Annotated in this window: 14 protein-coding genes; 6 read left to right on the top strand and 8 right to left on the bottom strand. The window is 64.9% G+C overall.

All coding sequences use genetic code 11. The features are described 5' to 3' along the window. Positions 1-49 precede the first annotated feature (49 nt). From ACB032_RS12600 to ACB032_RS12630, 7 genes are all read right to left on the bottom strand, one after another. Complete coding sequence (locus ACB032_RS12600; RefSeq protein ID WP_371138028.1) at positions 50-1,246, bottom strand: NupC/NupG family nucleoside CNT transporter; 1,197 nt, start codon at positions 1,244-1,246, stop codon at positions 50-52. Between the two features lie 182 nt (positions 1,247-1,428). Continuing rightward, positions 1,429-2,364 carry a LysR family transcriptional regulator gene (locus ACB032_RS12605; RefSeq protein ID WP_016349403.1) on the bottom strand — a complete coding sequence of 312 codons (936 nt, stop codon included), beginning with the start codon at positions 2,362-2,364 and terminating at the stop codon, positions 1,429-1,431. Positions 2,365-2,446: 82 nt separating this feature from the next. Further along, positions 2,447-2,980 (bottom strand): glutathione peroxidase, encoded by a 534-nt coding sequence (locus tag ACB032_RS12610; protein WP_041218137.1) that lies wholly within the window; start codon positions 2,978-2,980, stop codon positions 2,447-2,449. Positions 2,981-3,042: 62 nt separating this feature from the next. Next, positions 3,043-3,606 (bottom strand): NnrU family protein, encoded by a 564-nt coding sequence (locus tag ACB032_RS12615; protein ID WP_323965689.1) that lies wholly within the window; start codon positions 3,604-3,606, stop codon positions 3,043-3,045. A gap of 210 nt (positions 3,607-3,816) precedes the next feature. Beyond that, on the bottom strand, positions 3,817-4,956 hold the full coding sequence (locus tag ACB032_RS12620; protein ID WP_371138029.1) for a glycerate kinase: 1,140 nt from the start codon (positions 4,954-4,956) through the stop codon (positions 3,817-3,819). A gap of 9 nt (positions 4,957-4,965) precedes the next feature. Next, positions 4,966-6,228, bottom strand: coding sequence for a GntP family permease (locus ACB032_RS12625; RefSeq protein WP_017409005.1), 1,263 nt, complete (start codon positions 6,226-6,228; stop codon positions 4,966-4,968). Positions 6,229-6,347: 119 nt separating this feature from the next. Next, positions 6,348-7,463 carry a sugar diacid recognition domain-containing protein gene (locus ACB032_RS12630; RefSeq protein WP_011704606.1) on the bottom strand — a complete coding sequence of 372 codons (1,116 nt, stop codon included), beginning with the start codon at positions 7,461-7,463 and terminating at the stop codon, positions 6,348-6,350. A gap of 321 nt (positions 7,464-7,784) precedes the next feature. Here ACB032_RS12630 and ACB032_RS12635 point away from each other — a divergent pair, with 321 nt between their 5' ends. The 6 genes from ACB032_RS12635 (at position 7,785) to ACB032_RS12660 (ending at position 13,611) form a co-directional block, all read left to right on the top strand. Further along, complete coding sequence (locus ACB032_RS12635) at positions 7,785-8,159, top strand: YacL family protein (protein WP_011704605.1); 375 nt, start codon at positions 7,785-7,787, stop codon at positions 8,157-8,159. 63 nt (positions 8,160-8,222) lie between these two features. Continuing rightward, a complete protein-coding gene (locus tag ACB032_RS12640; protein WP_011704604.1) occupies positions 8,223-8,513 on the top strand; it encodes a hypothetical protein in 291 nt (96 codons plus the stop codon). A gap of 163 nt (positions 8,514-8,676) precedes the next feature. Continuing rightward, positions 8,677-9,507: a lysostaphin resistance A-like protein gene (locus ACB032_RS12645; protein WP_371138030.1), complete on the top strand. Its 831-nt coding sequence runs from the start codon at positions 8,677-8,679 to the stop codon at positions 9,505-9,507. A gap of 238 nt (positions 9,508-9,745) precedes the next feature. Beyond that, positions 9,746-11,305 carry a PAS domain-containing methyl-accepting chemotaxis protein gene (locus ACB032_RS12650; protein WP_041218181.1) on the top strand — a complete coding sequence of 520 codons (1,560 nt, stop codon included), beginning with the start codon at positions 9,746-9,748 and terminating at the stop codon, positions 11,303-11,305. Positions 11,306-11,509: 204 nt separating this feature from the next. After that, positions 11,510-12,826, top strand: coding sequence for a sphingomyelin phosphodiesterase (locus tag ACB032_RS12655; RefSeq protein WP_371138031.1), 1,317 nt, complete (start codon positions 11,510-11,512; stop codon positions 12,824-12,826). Then, entirely contained in the window at positions 12,823-13,611 is a 789-nt protein-coding gene (locus ACB032_RS12660) for a hypothetical protein (RefSeq protein ID WP_371138032.1), read from the top strand. Before ACB032_RS12655 ends, ACB032_RS12660 begins: the two co-directional genes overlap by 4 nt. Positions 13,612-13,684: 73 nt before the next feature. Here the strand turns inward: ACB032_RS12660 and ACB032_RS12665 are convergent, their stop codons facing one another. Beyond that, a complete protein-coding gene (locus ACB032_RS12665; protein WP_371138033.1) occupies positions 13,685-15,178 on the bottom strand; it encodes an alkaline phosphatase D family protein in 1,494 nt (497 codons plus the stop codon). Positions 15,179-15,205 lie beyond the last annotated feature (27 nt).

The following is a 15,205-nucleotide window of genomic DNA, read 5'->3' on the forward strand; positions in this document are numbered from 1 at the left end:
AAGCCCGCCGAAGCGGGCTCTGACCGGAAGGTGCTAGCTTCAGGGTCAATCAGAGGGCGAGGAACAAACCTGCCAGCGAGGCACTCATCAGGTTCGCCAGCACACCCGCCAGGATGGCACGCATGCCGTAACGGGCGATGAAGGACTTGCGCTCCGGCACCATGGCGCCCAGGCCGCCGATCAGGATCGCCATGGAGGAGATGTTGGCGAAACCACACAGGGCGAAGGTGACGATAGCCTTGCTCGACTCGCTCAGGGTCTGGTCCTGCACCAGGGCGATGAAGGCGACGAACTCGTTCACCACTATCTTGGTCCCGATCAGGGCGCCGGCAGCCTGAGCCTGCTCCCAGGGGATACCGATCAGCCAGGAGACGGGTGCAAACAGCCAACCCAGAATGATCTGGAAGCTCAGCCCCAGCCCCACCAGGTCGCCGGCCCAGCCCAGCAGGCCGTTGAGCATGGCGATCACCCCGACGAACGCCAGCAGGGTGGCACCCACGGCAACCGCGATGTTAAGGCCGGACATGGCGCCATCGGCGGCCGCTTCAATCACGTTGGTGGCGCGCGGGATCACCACGTCCTGATGATGGTCCTGCTCTTCGGCGGCAGGCGGCACCAGGATCTTGGCCATGGCCAGACCGGCCGGTGCCGACATGAAGGCTGCCGCGATCAGGTATTTCAGCTCGACCCCGATGCTGGCGTAACCCACCAGGGTACCGCCGGCCACGGAGGCGAGGCCGCAGCTCATCACCGCGAAGAACTGGGAGTCGGACATCTTGGAGAGATAGGGTTTGACCACCAGCGGCGCCTCCACCATGCCGACGAAGATGTTGGCGGTGGCGGAGAGGCTCTCGGCGCGGCCGGTGCCCAGCAGTTTCTGCAGGCCGCCACCAAGCAGGGCGATCACTTTCGGCATCAGGCCGATGTGGTAGAGGATGGCGATCACCGCGGAGAAGAAGATGATCACCGGCAGCACGTTGAAGGCAAAGATGAAGCCCAGCTTGAACTTGGCCAGATCGCCGAACAGGAAGGCGATCCCCTCCTGACCGTAACCGATCACGCTGCTGACGCTTTCGCTCACCCCGTTCAGCACGTGCTGACCGGCGGGCAGCCAGAGCACCAGGCCGGCGAAGAGGATCTGCAGGCAGAGGGCCAGGCCCACTGTTCGCAACGGGATACGACGACGATTATCAGAGCAGAGCGTGGCCACGGCCAGAATGCTCAGGATGCCGAGCAGGGCAATCATAGGGACTCCATCAGGTGGGGCGGAAGATGGGCGCGGATTCTGCGCTCCCGGCCTCGCCACTGCAAGTCCACTTGGTTACAGCCCTGTTAGCAAAAACGTTTGCACGATACCGGTTGCGGCAACTGGCTGATTTGACTCGATTTTGGTTTCAAGCGAAAGCCAGTGTTCTTATATGGAAACGATTATTCCTCGGTGCCGGACAATTTGCCACCGAGCCAGGGGGCCAGCCGCTGCTCCCAGTAGGGGTTCGGACCAAAGCTCTCCTTGAGGAAGTCGATGAACAGCCGGATCTTGGGATCCAGGTGCTCGCGCCTGGCATAGACGGCGTGCACCGCCATCTTCTGGTTCGGCCGCCACTGGGGCAGCAGCGGGATCAGCTGGCCGGACTGCAGCTCCTTGTCCAGCAGGTAGTTGGCCACGTAGGCGATGCCGAGCCCGGCCAGGGCGGCGTCGCGCACCGCCTCCGCCAGATCCACCCGGTAGTTGCCGGCCACCTGCACCGTCTGACGCTCCTTGCCCTGGCGAAACGACCACTCGTGGTAGCGCCGCTCCCGGCTCTGATAGGTGATGCAGTTGTGCTGGGCCAGGTCTCTGGGGTGCAGCGGGGTGCCGTGGCTCAGCAGATAGTCCGGCGAGGCCACCAGCACGAAGTGAATGTCCGCCAGCCGCTGCCCCACCAGGGCCTCGGGTTTGTCCTCATAAGTCGTGATCCAGAGATCCAGCCCCTCATCCACCAGGTTGGTGCGGTGATCAAACAGCGAGACCTCCAGCTCCAGCTCGGGGTAGCGATCCTGAAACGCCTTGAGGCGCGGGATCACGTGCAGCCGGCCGAAAGACTGACCGACCCCCAGATGCAGGATGCCGCTCACCTTGCCGCGCCGCTCCGCCACCATGGAGTCCGCTTCCAGTGCCACCGCCACCAGGGCGCGGCAGTGGCGGGCATACTCCTGGCCGAGCTCGGTGAGGGAGAAGCGGCGGGTAGTGCGCTGCACCAGCTGGGCACCGAGTTCGGTCTCCAGCTGGGCCAGCTGCTTGCTGATGTGGGATTTGGAGACCCCGAGCCGCCGGGCGGCCGCCGAGATGCCCTGTTCACGGACCAGGGCATCGAAGATCACCATTTGGGGCAGACGTTGCAGCACGGGATTACCAGAGAGAAGAGCGGACCCCCATTATTCCAGAGCCGCCCGCCGCGGGGTAGCGCTAAAGGCCGAGCGCCCGTTTGACCTCTTTTTGCAGGGGATCGTCCGCCGGATTCTGGTTCGCCCCATAACTCGCGACCAGCTTGCCGTCACGGCCGACCAGGTATTTGTGAAAGTTCCAGCCCGGCGCTTCGCCCGCCGCCGCGGCCAACCCCCGGTAAAGCGGGCTGGCATCGGCCCCGCGCACGGCGATCCGGTTGAACATGGGGAAGGTCACCCCGTAATCGCGTCGGCAGACCGAGGCGGTCTTGCCCTCCTCCCCCGCCTCCTGCCAGAAGTCGTTGGAGGGGAAGCCGAGCACTACCAACCCCTTCTCCTTGTAGGTCTGGTAGAGCGTCTCCAGATCCCGGAACTGGCCGCGATAGCCGCAGTAGGAGGCGGTATTGACCACCAGTACCACCTTGCCCTCGGTCAGCTGGCAGAGGTTGTGGCGCTGGGTGCTGTTGAGCTCCCGCATCTCCACGTTGAAGTAATCCGGGCAGGCGGCGACGGCGGCCCCGGCCCCGAGTGTCAGCAACAACATGATCCATTTCATCGAGCGACTCCTGTCAGGCAGATGAGTGACATACGCGCGGGCACGCCGGCCGGTTCACCCGCTCAATAGAGGGGGATGCCGGTGAGCATGCCGTGCCCCCAGAAGATCAGCAGGGCGGTAAGCGCCAGCCCGGCCCCCACGCTGAGCCCGGTGCCGTACCAGTTGGCCGCCGGACGGGGATGGCGCTGCCAGTCCCGCACCGAAATCCAGACGATGCTCACCAGCGCCCACAGGCCGATGCCGCCAAACAGCACCAGGGAGCGGGCCTCGCTGTTGACCGCCAGGTGGGCGCCGGCCCAGAGCAGGGTGCCGAGCAGCTGGGGATGCACCAGCCAGCGCCGCAGGTGGTTGGGCCCCTGGCCGGAGCAGAACAGGATCAGGGCGATGGGCATGACTGCCATCATCAGGGTCGGTCCCCAGGCGGGCAGAAAATAGAGCGGCAGAGGGCTGGCGGTGCGCCAGCCGGCGATGATGCAGGCGATGGCGATGAACACCAGCAACGAGAAGAGTCCCTTGTAGCGATTCTCCCCCAGCCGCTCGCGCAAGCGGGCCCGATGGGCATCTGCGAAGCAGGGATAGAGGTGGATCAGGGTAAACAGCAGTACCCCCAGGGTCAGCAAGATCATGGGTTGCTCCTTGTACTATGGGGGATCACTATGCCGCAAAGTCGGCGGCCAGAATACAGAAACCGCAGAAAAGCACAGGCTATACAGCAGGATAATGAAAAAAGCCGATCATCTGATCGGCAAGGTGTTTCGGGCAGACCGGCAGCGGGGCAGGTCGTCACCGCGACACGGGGCTAGGTTGGCCGGCGCCAGGCACCGGCCAGAAGAGAGTCAGGGTCGCAGCAGATAGAGCGCCGCCACGTTGCGGGCCGTGAGCTGCAGGTTGGTGGTGGCGGTGGCCAGCGCCTCCGGCAGCGACATGGCGCGGTTGACCACGGCGAACACCGCATCCAGCCCGTGCTCGTGCTCGTGCACCACGCCGTAATCGTCGGTCAGGCAGCCCGCAATGCCGATCACCGGCTTGCCAAACTGCTTGGCGCAGCGTGCGACACCGATTGGCGTCTTGCCGTGGATGGTCTGGCTGTCGATGCGCCCCTCGCCGGTGATGACCAGATCCGCATCGGCCACCGCCTCGGCCAGTTTCAGCGCCTCGATGACGATCTGGATGCCGGGCTTGAGCTCGGCGCCGAGCAGGCCCACCAGGGCCGCGCCCATGCCACCGGCGGCGCCCGCCCCCGCAATCTCCTTCACCTGCTTGCCAAGCGCCTGCTCGATGCAGTCCGCGTAGTGAGCCAGGTTGGCATCCAGCTGCGCCACCATCGCGGGGGTCGCCCCCTTCTGCGGACCAAACACGGCGGAGGCCCCTTTCGGCCCGCACAGCGGGTTGTCCACGTCGCAGGCCACTTCGATGGTGATCTTGGCGAGGCGCGAATCGAGCCCGCTCAGATCGATGGTGGCCAGCTCGGCCAGACCGGCGCCGCCCGGCGCGATGGGAGTGCCGTCGCGCTTGAGCAGCTTGCCGCCAAGCGCCTGGATCATGCCGGCACCGCCGTCATTGGTGGCGCTGCCGCCGATGCCGAGGATCAGATGCTTCACCCCCATGTCGAGGGCCGCCAGGATCAGCTCGCCGGTGCCGCTGCTCGAGGTGTGCAGCGGATTGCGCAGCTCAGGCGCCACCAGATGCAGGCCGGAGGCCGCCGCCATCTCGATGACCGCGCGTTCGCCATCCCCCAGCAGACCGACGAAGCCCTGTACCTTGTTGCCAAGGGGAGCGGTCACGTAGAAGGGCAGAATGCGGCCACCGGTGGCGTCCACCAGGGACTGCACCGTTCCCTCGCCGCCATCGGCCATCGGCAATTTGACGTAGGTGGCATCCGGCAACACCTGCTTGAAGCCGGCCTCGATGGCATCGGCCACCGCCATGGCGCTGAGGCTCTCCTTGAATGAATCGGGGGCGATAACAATTTTCATATCAATTCCTTAGGCGAGGCCAAACACGCCGAACATCAGGGTGGAGACGGCGGCAATGGTCAGGCCGACCGCGGTTTCGTAGGGGATGAGCTTGAGCCGCTCACCCACGCCCATGTGGACGCTGCCGCCGGTGGCATGGAAGAAGGAGCCGTGGGGCATGTGGTCGAACACGGTGGCACCGGCGTGGATCATGGCGGCCCCCGCCAGGCTGCTGATGCCAAGCTCGAGCAGGGTGGAGCTGAACACGTTGGAGGCCACCACGGTACCGGCGGTGGTCGAGGCGGTCGCCAGCGACATCAAAGCACCCGAGATGGGGGCCAGCAGGTAGGAGGGCAGGCCGGAGGCGGTCAGGCCGCTGATCAGCACATCCTTGAGACCGGAGTTGGCGATGATGCCCGCCAGGGTACCGGTACCCAGCAGCATGATGGCCACCGGCGCCATGCGGGCGAGACCGGAGACGGCAAACTGGTTCACCTTGCTGAACTTGCCCATCATCAGGGCGCCGACCAGGCCACCGAGAGGCAGTGCAATGAGCGGGTCCACGACTATGCCGGCGATGGGGCGCAGGGCCAGCAGCAGGATGGCCACCAGCGGCGCACTGATGGCGGCGGCAAAGCCCGGCAGCTTGCTGCCATTGAAGCTCACCACCTCGTCGGCGGCGACCTTGCTGCCCTTGTTGTTGAGGCGCTTGGCCAGCCAGTAGGCCATCACCAGCCCGAACAGGCCCGGGATGATGCCGGCCGCCATCACCGAGGTGAGTGGCAGGTGGAAGGCATCGGCTGCAGCGATGGCGTTGGGGTTGGGAGACATGACGTTGCCCGCCTTGCCGCCGCCGATCATCGCCAGCAAGATGGCCGCCTTGGAGAGGTCGGCACGGCGGGCGATGGCCAGCGCTATAGGGGCGACCGTGATGACGGCCACGTCCACGAACACGCCGACCGCGGTCAGGATCAGGGTGGCCAGGGCCAGTGCCAGCAGGGCGCGGGTCTCGCCCAGCTTCTTGACGATGGTCTCGGCGATGGTGGTGGCGGCGCCCGATTCGATCAGCACGCCGGCCAGCACGCCCGCCGCCAGGATCCGCATCACCGCCGTGGTGATCCCCTGGGCACCGCCGATCATCAGGGCGACGGTCTGGGTCAGATCGGCGCCGCCGATCAGGCCACCGGCCAGGGCGCCGACGATCATGCCGTAAGCGGGCGGCACCTTCTTCAGGATCAGGAAGATGGCGATGGAGAGCGCGGCGAGAGCGCCGAGCGCGGATACAGGGATCATGACGGGCACCTTTCAAATGAGTGAGTGGTGGCCATTATGGTGATCCGGGATCGGAATGCTTTGGTAAAAAAACCAAATATCAGCGTTGTATAACGCAACTTTTTGTATTAATGAACAAATCAGCTGTCGAGGTTGAGCCCGAGATAGAGCAGAAACTTGTCATCTAACTTGTTGAAATTCAACCCGGTTATCTGCTCAATCCGGGTCAGCCGATAGCGCAGGGTATTGGGGTGGATGAACAGGGCTTCGGCGCAGGGATGCAGATCACAATCCTGCAAGAAATATTGGCGCAGCGTCTTCTGCAGCGTTCCCTTTGTGTCCTCCTGCGCCAGCTTGTGCAGCGGTGCCCGCAGCTGATCCGCCTGCCAGGAGTCCGCCAGACTGCCGAGCAGCACCGGCAGCCGATAATCCTCGAAGAAATAGACCTGTTTGCGCGGCGCCTGCCGCATGCCACGGCGCAAGGTGTCCCGCGCCGTCTGGTAGGAACGCGCCAGCCCGCCGGTGCCGGCGAAGTAATCACCCACCCCGATGCGCACCCGAAAGTGGGGGATGCGCGCCAGCAGCTGCTTGATGCGACTGCGTTCCTGCGCCGACTGCCAGATGCCGTCGCTGAGCTGGGCCGGCTTGAGCACCACTATCTCGTCCAGACCGTTGATGGCCACCAGGTTGTCCCGCTCCGGGTTTTCCAGCAGATGCACCAGCTCTCGCAGCCGGGCCGGGTCGGCCTCCTCCAGCGCCAGCACGGCCACCACCCGCGGCTGGGCCAGATCCAGCCCGAGGAAACGGGCCGCCTGCTGCAACTGATCGTCCCGCCCTTCACCACGGATCAGCTGCAACACCAGCTCCTCCTTGTGGCGCTTGTCCCACTGCAGCTGCTCGGTGAGCGCCGCCTGCTCCAGAATGAGCTCGGCGGTCATGCGCACCAGCTCGGCGTAAGCACGAACTTCGTCCGGATCGCCCGAGATGCCGATGACCCCCAGCAGCTCCCCCTGATAGGCGATGGGCAGGTTGATGCCGGGACGCACTCCCTTGAGCTCGCGGGCGGTGGCGTCGCTGATCTCCACCACCCGGTTTTCGGTCAGCGCCAGCACCGCCCCTTCGTGACGCTGATGGAGCCGCTCCGGGTTGCCGGATGCGATGATGAGGCCGTGCTCGTCCATCACGTTGACCGAAAAAGAGAGGATCTTCATCGCCCGGCTGACAATCTGGCGTGCGAGGGTGTCATTGAGCTGCATAGGTACTCCGCTGAACGAAACGGGAATAGCCTGAAGCGATGATGAGTCGCAGTGCTTCATCCATCAAATTGACCGAGCACGACAGGATCTTCATCGCCAGGCTGACTCTCTGTCGTGCGAGGATATCGTTTAGCTGCATCACATCTCCAAAGCGGGGGCCGGACCGGCCACAAAGCGCCGGTAGCGGGGCAAAGATGCCACATCTTCAAGACAAGCGAGGGGGGGCTCGCTAGAATAGGCCACTTTACGCTATATGCGCTCCGCCATGGAGCAGGATTTGCCCTGCCCATGACGACTCACCCTTCCGCTATGGACTGAACTATGGATTATGAATTTCGCCGCGATCCGTTCGGCGGTTATCGCGCCCGGTTCTCCATGGGCCATGAGGCCATCGGCCAGTGGCTGATCGACGAAGTGGGCAAGGACGAGGAGAAACTCGACGAGCTGTTCGCCATCATCGATCAGCTCTCCAGCCGGACTCGCGTCGAATACCGGCTGCTGGGCGGCGACTACTCCCTGCTGCTGACCCACGAGGAAGCCGAGGTGAAAGCCAACGTCCTCAATATCGAGCAGGATGAGGATCTCGACGATCTCGCCTACTACGATGATGAACAGCTGGCCATGTGCGGGCTGGAAGATTTTGCCCAGGTGCTCGGCTCCTGGCGCGCCTTTATCCGCAACGAGGATATGGGCTGATCGACCCCTCTGAAAAACGACATCGGGCAACCATGTCCCATTGCCTAACCAACAGGATTGACTATGTCTATTTACGATTTTGATGACGAGCTGCCGGAAGACGAGCAGGAACAACCGAAAAAAGCCGCCCCTGCCAAGAAGAAAGGCAAGCAGGTGCTTAACACCCAGGTCAACCTGAGCCCGCGCGATGCCAGCCGTCTGAACGGTATGCACGTCGAAGCCATCGCCACCCTGGACGACGTCAGCCTGCCGAAGAACGTGATCTTCAAGGCTGGCCTCATCGCCCTGGGTGAGCTGGAAGCCAGCAAGCGTGCCGACATCATTGCCCGGGTGATCGCCGAATCCGGCCGCTGAGACGCCTTGTCACCCTTGCCAAAACCGGAGCCCAGCTCCGGTTTTTTTATGGCCGCGCGCCCTGGCAACCAGCCGAACACGGGATCCGACCAGCTTATTAAGCCTTGTCTCATGGGATGTCCCATTGTTAAGGTGCGGGACTTTCATCGGCCTTGGAGACTCAATGTTACCTCTACCTGATTCACTCATCTGGGGAGCACTGGCGCTGGCCGTCTTGCTCTGTCTGGCCCGGCAACGGCTGCCCGGCTTCATCATGCTGGCCGTTGCCCTGCTGGCGGCCCTCGGCCTCGGCCACCTGAGTCCAGTCGCCCTGCTGGCCAGCGCGGCGGGCCTGCTGCTAGCCTGGCACACCCCCTCCCTGCCCCAGCCCTGGCGCGCCGTCGCCCTGGGCGCCGTGCTGCTGTGGGCGGTGGCGCTGATGCTGCACCTCATCCCCGGCTTCACCAACCTGAAGGTGCTGGATCAGGTGCAGGCCGGCCCCGCCAGCGTGCCGTTCAACATGTACCTCAACCTGGACAAGCCGCTGGTCTTCTTCGGCCTGCTGCTGGCCTGGCCCGCCCTGCTGGGCCCGGGCGGCGCCGTTCAGTGGCGCAGACTGGCATTGCTGCTGCTGCCGCTGGCGGCCCTGCTAGTCGCCGCCTGGCAGCTGGGGGCCCTCAAGCCCGAGGTGGGCCTGCCCAACTGGTGGTGGCTGTTTGCCCTCAACAACCTGCTGTTCACCTGCGTGGCGGAAGAGGCGCTGTTTCGCGGCTTCCTGCAGCAGGGGATCGCCGCACACAGCCGGCGCTGGCTTGGGGTGCTGGTGGCGAGCCTGCTGTTCGGCGCCGCCCATCTGGCCGGCGGCCCGCTGCTGGTGCTGTTCGCCGCGCTGGCGGGGGCCTGCTATGGCCTGGCGTTCCTGCTGAGCGGGCGCCTTAGCGTCGCCATCGCGATCCACTTCCTGTTCAACTTCGCCCACCTTGCCCTCTTTACCTACCCGCTGGCCAGCCGCTGATCCCGGGCGCCCCCTGCGGGGCGCCTGCAACCTCTGCCCCCCTTGGAGCATGCCGCCCACTCCTTTGCCATCCGCCTGCGCAGATGCACCTTTCATTTGCACTATTTAGCTAAGCGAGAGTGGCGATTAATTGACCCAAGCCAAGATAGCGCGCTTGCCGCCCCCTAGAATGGGCCGGTAACAATCACAAAAAATAAAAACAAATCTATCAGTTACTTGGCTCAATCAGGATGCACTCATGACCACAACCCAACGGGAGGGGGAGATACGTTTCCCCGACCACCTGTCACTGATCTCGACGACCGACCCCGCCAGCCACATTACCTACGCCAACCAGCACTTCTGTGACGTGGCCGGTTATCACCCCGCCGAAATGGAGGGGGTGCCCCACAATCTGGTACGCCACCCCGACATGCCCAAGGCCGCCTTTGCCGACATGTGGCAGCGACTGCGCCAGGGCAAAAGCTGGATGGGGCTGGTGAAGAACCGCGCCAAGAGCGGCAAGTTCTACTGGGTCAACGCCTATGTCACCCCCATCCTCAACGAACAGCGACAGATCATCGAGTACCAGTCGGTACGCACCCGCCCGAGCGAGCACGACATCGCCTGGGCGGAGCAGCTCTACGCCCGCATCCGGGCCGGCAAGGCGCTACCCTGGCTGAGCCGGCTCGCCCTCGAACCCGGTCTGCTCACCTTGCTGCTGTCGGGCGGCGCCCTGCTCACCCTGTTGGCAGCCATCATCAGCGGCAATCCGCTGTGGGGAGCGCCAGGCGCACTGGCCCTGCTGGCCCAGATGCTGCACGGCTGGCGCCTGCAGCAGCGGCTCAACCGGCTGGCCCATACCGCCGGCGAGGAGATGGGCACCCCGCTTTGCCAGGTGCTCTACACCAGGCGGCGGGACACCCTGGCGGCCCTGGAGCTGGCGCTGCGCATGAAGCGGGCCGAGCTCAAGGCGGTGGTGGGGCGCAGCGCCGATACCAACCAGCAGATCCTGCAGGCCGCCGAGGATGACAGAGGCAATATCCAGACCATCGACATCCACCTGCAGCAGCAGCGGGCCCAGAGCGAGCAGCTGGCCGCCGCCATCACCGAGCTCAGCCACTCCATTCGCGACGTGGCGAGCAATGCCCATCAGGCCAGCGAACTGGTGGGAGAGGTGCAGCAGGTCTCCGCCGAGGGGTTGCGGGCGCTCGCCACCACCCAGTCCTCGGTCGATCAGCTCCATCACGAGCTCGACGCCAACCACGCCGTGCTGGCCCGGCTGACCGGCGACAGCCAGAAGATCAGCGGGATCCTGGAGGTGATCAGCCAGATCGCCGATCAGACCAACCTGCTCTCCCTCAACGCCGCCATCGAGGCGGCGCGGGCCGGCGAGCAGGGGCGCGGTTTTGCGGTGGTGGCCGACGAGATCCGGGCGCTGGCCCAGAAGACCCGCAGCTCCACCGGCGAGATCAACGAGATGATCCAGGCGCTGCAGCAGACGACCCGTCAGCTGGCCGACGGCATGAGCCAGGGCGCCCAGACCTCGGACCGCTGCCAGCAGCACGTGGGGACCACCGCCGAGGTACTCAACCAGATCAACCGCATGCTGGCCCGGGTCACCCATACCAGCGACGAGATTGCCCAGGCCGTCAGCCAGCAGGCAGATGTCACCAGCACCCTGGACAAGGGCATCCACCAGATCCACCAGCTGGCCAGCCACACCGCCGACAATAGCCGCCAGGCCCTCGACGGCATCACCCTGCTGGTGGAGCGGCTGCATGCCCTCTCCCGCCTGATCAACCAGTTCCAGCACTGACCGCCTTGCAGGGGCGTGCCGCCCGGCACGCCCGCTTCACCTCGTTCTACCCCCTCCCGCCCCTGTCGGCCACTCCAACCCCATGGGTTAATACCTCCCCATATGGGGCCCTTCATTTATTTGTAACAAAAATGTAAATGAAATGACCTCTGTGCCCGCCATAACAGTCACTTTCCAGCGTGCCTCGACCAAAAGGACTTCATGATGCACAAACCCCTCAGTTATGCCGCCCTGCTGCTGGCCTGCCAGTTTCCGCTGCAGGCGCTGGCCGACACCGATGTCTACCTCACCAACAACAGCCCGGATCCGGTTCAGCTGGAGATCCGCCAGAGCGGCTCCGGCCAGCTGCAGGCCGGCAGCCAGTGGCTTCAGCACAGAACCGAGCTGGGCCCCTGGGAGAGCGCCATGGTGCTCAGCTTCAATCGCTACGAGGGGGTGAAGGCGGGTAAGAGCTATCTGTTCGAAACCCGGGTCACCACTCCCGGCGGTGACACCTATCGCCTCAACCAGAAGATGGAGGGCACCTGGTGGAACAGCACCCTGCAACACGGCGGCGAGACGCCGGCAGACAACTCAGGCTGGCAGAGCGATCGCACCATCCACCGCCTGAGCGGGCCGCAGGAGCTGGCCTTTGCCGCCAAGTTCACCGGCCGCTACGACGATCTGCACTATATGCTGACTCCGCCACAAAAGCGGGAGCAGCCCGAAGCTGACGAAGCCAGGTTGAAGGTGGCCAGCTACAACGTCTGGGCGCTGCCGGTGATCGCCTCCAGCATCGGCGAGCGACTGGCGCTGCTGCCCGAGTACCTCAAGGGTTATGACGCCCTGCTGTTGCAGGAGGTGTTCGATGGCCGCCGCGAGGGCTTCCTGCAGGCACTGGCCAAGGAGTACCCGTACCAGACCAGGGTGCTCGACAAGCCGGGGGTCAACATCCACGACGGCGGCGTGGTGATCGTCAGCCGCTACCCAATCGTGCGCGAGGCCCAGCTGGTCTATCCCCAGTGCACCGGCACCGACTGCTTCGCCGACAAGGGGGTGATGTATGCGGAGGTGATCAAGGGGGGCAAGGCCTGGCACCTGTTCGCCACCCACACCGCCAGCTTCGACACCGACGAGGCGAGACGGCTGCGCCAGATCCAGTTCGGCCAGATCCGCACCCTGGCCGCCAGCCTGAAGATCCCCGCCAGCGACACCGTCATCTACGGCGGCGACTTCAACGTCAACAAGCGCAAGTTTGCCGACGACTACGCCGGCATGCTGGCCAACCTCAACGCCGACGAGCCGGGTTATGGCGGCTACACCGAGGCCACCTTCGATCCCAGGATCAACCCCTATGCCGGCGGTCCGCTCTCCGGCGGTGCCAACGTGGAGTACCTCGACTATCTGGTGGTGAGCCGGGAATACGGCGCCGTGCGCCACAACCTCAACAGCGTCTGGATCCCGCGCAGCAGCGATGGCAGCCTCTGGCCCGCCAGCAACCTCTCCGATCACTTCCCGGTCAAGGGAGAGATCAGCCGATGAAGCGCCGCTACGGCTTGCTGGCACTGGCGATGCTGGCCTTGTTGCTGCTCAACCTAAGCTGGCAGGAGGCGCCAACGCGGCCAGCACACACCGGCCAGAGCGCTCAGCCAGCCGCCGCAGAGGCGCCACAGACACAGCCGCCACTGGCCCCAGCTACCGGCCCGGTTGCCGCCACCACCGTGCCAGCTGGCCCAGCACCTTCGCCTGCCAGCTGGCGCGACTTGCCGGACGAGATGAACCGGCAGCTCGCCAGCGAGGTAAGCGACAGCGAGCAGCCGCTGGCCGAGCGGCTGGCCAATCTGGAGGCGATAGAGGCCCAATGGCTGAGCGAGGGGGAGAGCCTGTTTCGACTGCAGGGGCGCTACGCCCTGGCACTCGAGCAGCTGGCGCAGGAGCACGAGCAGCTGCCGCTGGCCGAGCGACTGGCCGCCCTCACCCGCTTGCAGGATGAGTGGGCGGCGGATCATCCGGATCTGGCGGCGGAGCTGTTCAACCCGGCTGCCCGCTTGCAGCAGGCGCGACAGCTGTGGGGGGACGAGGAGCTGGCGACCCTGGCTCGCCACTTCCTGCCAACCGGGCAGGCCGAAGCGACCGTGCAGTTTGCCGCCAGCCGACAACAGCAGCTGGCGCAGCGCAGCCACTACCAGCAGCAACTGACCGAGCTGGAACAGCAGCTGGCGGCCAGCCGGGGCAACATGGACGAGGCAAGCTGGCAGCAGCACAGGGAAGCGGCACTCGGCCAGTTTCGGCGCGATTTCTTTGCCCAGACGCCGGAGCAGCCCTGAACAGACTACGGCTCGGGGGATCTGACCCCGACAAGAAAAAGGGCCCGTCAGGGCCCTTCGCATTTTCCCGCCATCAGGCAAGCGGGTAACTGGCCGCCAGTCCGTTCTCGCAGTGCCAGTTGGCCCACAGCTTGTTGTCGGTGCCCATCAGCAGGGTGGCGAAGTTGCGGGTACGCAGGTAGACGGGAGCGCCGAACGGCTTGATAAGCTCGGCGCGGATCAGCCGGTTCTCGTCGAGGTATTCGGCATCGTCGTTGGTCATGGCGAGGATCCCCATCCACTGGAACTGGGTGGGACAGGGGTGGACGATACCGGAGGAGACCAGCTGGTGCACGTTGAGCACCCCGTCCCGCTTGTCCTGGATCACCCCGAGGCAGCCCACGTGCACGTCGCCGGAGAGGATCAGGGTCTTGCCGCCGGCATCCTGCTGGCGCCGGATCCTGGCGTTGTCCAGCAGCCGCATGATGAGCCGGGCCCGCTCCCCCTGATGATCCTTGGCCCGCCAATGATCCTTGAGATCGTCGGTCAGCTCTTCCTCCCAGGGGGTGGCATCCAGCGCCGCCTCGGTGAAGGAGAAGTCGCGATAGACCACGGGCACCCCCGCCAGCACCAGCAGATGGCCCGCGTCGCAGGCGGCCAGCGCGTCGTTGATCTGATCCCACTGGGACGGGCTCATCACCTGGGCGCGGGTCCGATTGGCCCGGTTGTCCAGCGCCAGGATCTGGTAGCCCCGAAAACTGAGCCGCCAGGAGTGGTGGCCCAGCTTGACCGGATCCAGCAGGGAGACGTTGGCAACGGAGCGCAGCTGGAACAGCCGGAAATAGCGGGACGCGGCGGCATAGATGACCCGGTAGACGTCGCAGCCCTGCAGATTGGCTGGCGACTCGGGATAGCTGCCCCAGCCATCGAAGATGTCGTGGTCATCCCACATCATGGCGCTCGGGATCCGGGCCAGCAGGCGCGCCACCTCGGGCCGCCCCCACTGCTTGCAGTAGAGCTCACAGTAGAAGCGATCGAGCTGCTCCTCCATGGTGCGAGTGGCTTTGCGTTTGACCTTCTCCGCCATGTCCAGCTCGTTCCAGGCCTTGAGGCTGGGCACCGTGGTCCAGAGGGAGTCGGCATAGACCTGATCGCCCCCCATCAGCAGCAGCGAGAAGGGGTGCGTGGTGTGCTCGGCGGCCAGCTTGTCCCACATCACATAGGGCTGCGGGGTGGAGGTGAGCAGCTTGAAGTCGGAAAAACCGTTGCAGGAGGCGTACCCGATGCGCACCCGCTCCGCCGACCCTGGCAGATGAAACTGCCAGCGATCCTCACCGGCCAAGTCCCGGGCGGGCTCCCCGTCCAGCAGGATCTGGTACTCCACGCTCGACCCCGCCTCGGCCGGAGTTGCCGTCCAGCTGACCCGCCAGAAGCCGCCCCTGGGGGTATCCGCCTGCTTGCCGGCGGTCAGCAGACTGCCGTTGATCCTGACCCCGGCGCCCTTGCAGTCAGGCCCCGCCAAAAAACAGATGCTGTATTGCGTCTCCGCTTCGAGCCCCAGCAGGGGCCCCATCACCAGACTCGCCATTGCCTATCCCTCCGTGGTTGAACCCAT

The organism is Aeromonas sp. S5(2024) (assembly GCF_041403025.1).
Classification (GTDB): domain Bacteria; phylum Pseudomonadota; class Gammaproteobacteria; order Enterobacterales; family Aeromonadaceae; genus Aeromonas; species Aeromonas hydrophila.

Bases quoted from the DNA above. Each gene is read 5' to 3' on its own strand.
- ACB032_RS12600 (WP_371138028.1), bottom strand. From the start codon at position 1,246: ATGATTGCCCTGCTCGGCATCCTGAGCATTCTGGCCGTGGCCACGCTC.
- ACB032_RS12605 (WP_016349403.1), bottom strand. From the start codon at position 2,364: ATGGTGATCTTCGATGCCCTGGTCCGTGAACAGGGCATCTCGGCGGCC.
- ACB032_RS12610 (WP_041218137.1), bottom strand. From the start codon at position 2,980: ATGAAATGGATCATGTTGTTGCTGACACTCGGGGCCGGGGCCGCCGTC.
- ACB032_RS12615 (WP_323965689.1), bottom strand. From the start codon at position 3,606: ATGATCTTGCTGACCCTGGGGGTACTGCTGTTTACCCTGATCCACCTC.
- ACB032_RS12620 (WP_371138029.1), bottom strand. From the start codon at position 4,956: ATGAAAATTGTTATCGCCCCCGATTCATTCAAGGAGAGCCTCAGCGCC.
- ACB032_RS12625 (WP_017409005.1), bottom strand. From the start codon at position 6,228: ATGATCCCTGTATCCGCGCTCGGCGCTCTCGCCGCGCTCTCCATCGCC.
- ACB032_RS12630 (WP_011704606.1), bottom strand. From the start codon at position 7,463: ATGCAGCTCAATGACACCCTCGCACGCCAGATTGTCAGCCGGGCGATG.
- ACB032_RS12635 (WP_011704605.1), top strand. From the start codon at position 7,785: ATGGATTATGAATTTCGCCGCGATCCGTTCGGCGGTTATCGCGCCCGG.
- ACB032_RS12640 (WP_011704604.1), top strand. From the start codon at position 8,223: ATGTCTATTTACGATTTTGATGACGAGCTGCCGGAAGACGAGCAGGAA.
- ACB032_RS12645 (WP_371138030.1), top strand. From the start codon at position 8,677: ATGTTACCTCTACCTGATTCACTCATCTGGGGAGCACTGGCGCTGGCC.
- ACB032_RS12650 (WP_041218181.1), top strand. From the start codon at position 9,746: ATGACCACAACCCAACGGGAGGGGGAGATACGTTTCCCCGACCACCTG.
- ACB032_RS12655 (WP_371138031.1), top strand. From the start codon at position 11,510: ATGCACAAACCCCTCAGTTATGCCGCCCTGCTGCTGGCCTGCCAGTTT.
- ACB032_RS12660 (WP_371138032.1), top strand. From the start codon at position 12,823: ATGAAGCGCCGCTACGGCTTGCTGGCACTGGCGATGCTGGCCTTGTTG.
- ACB032_RS12665 (WP_371138033.1), bottom strand. From the start codon at position 15,178: ATGGCGAGTCTGGTGATGGGGCCCCTGCTGGGGCTCGAAGCGGAGACG.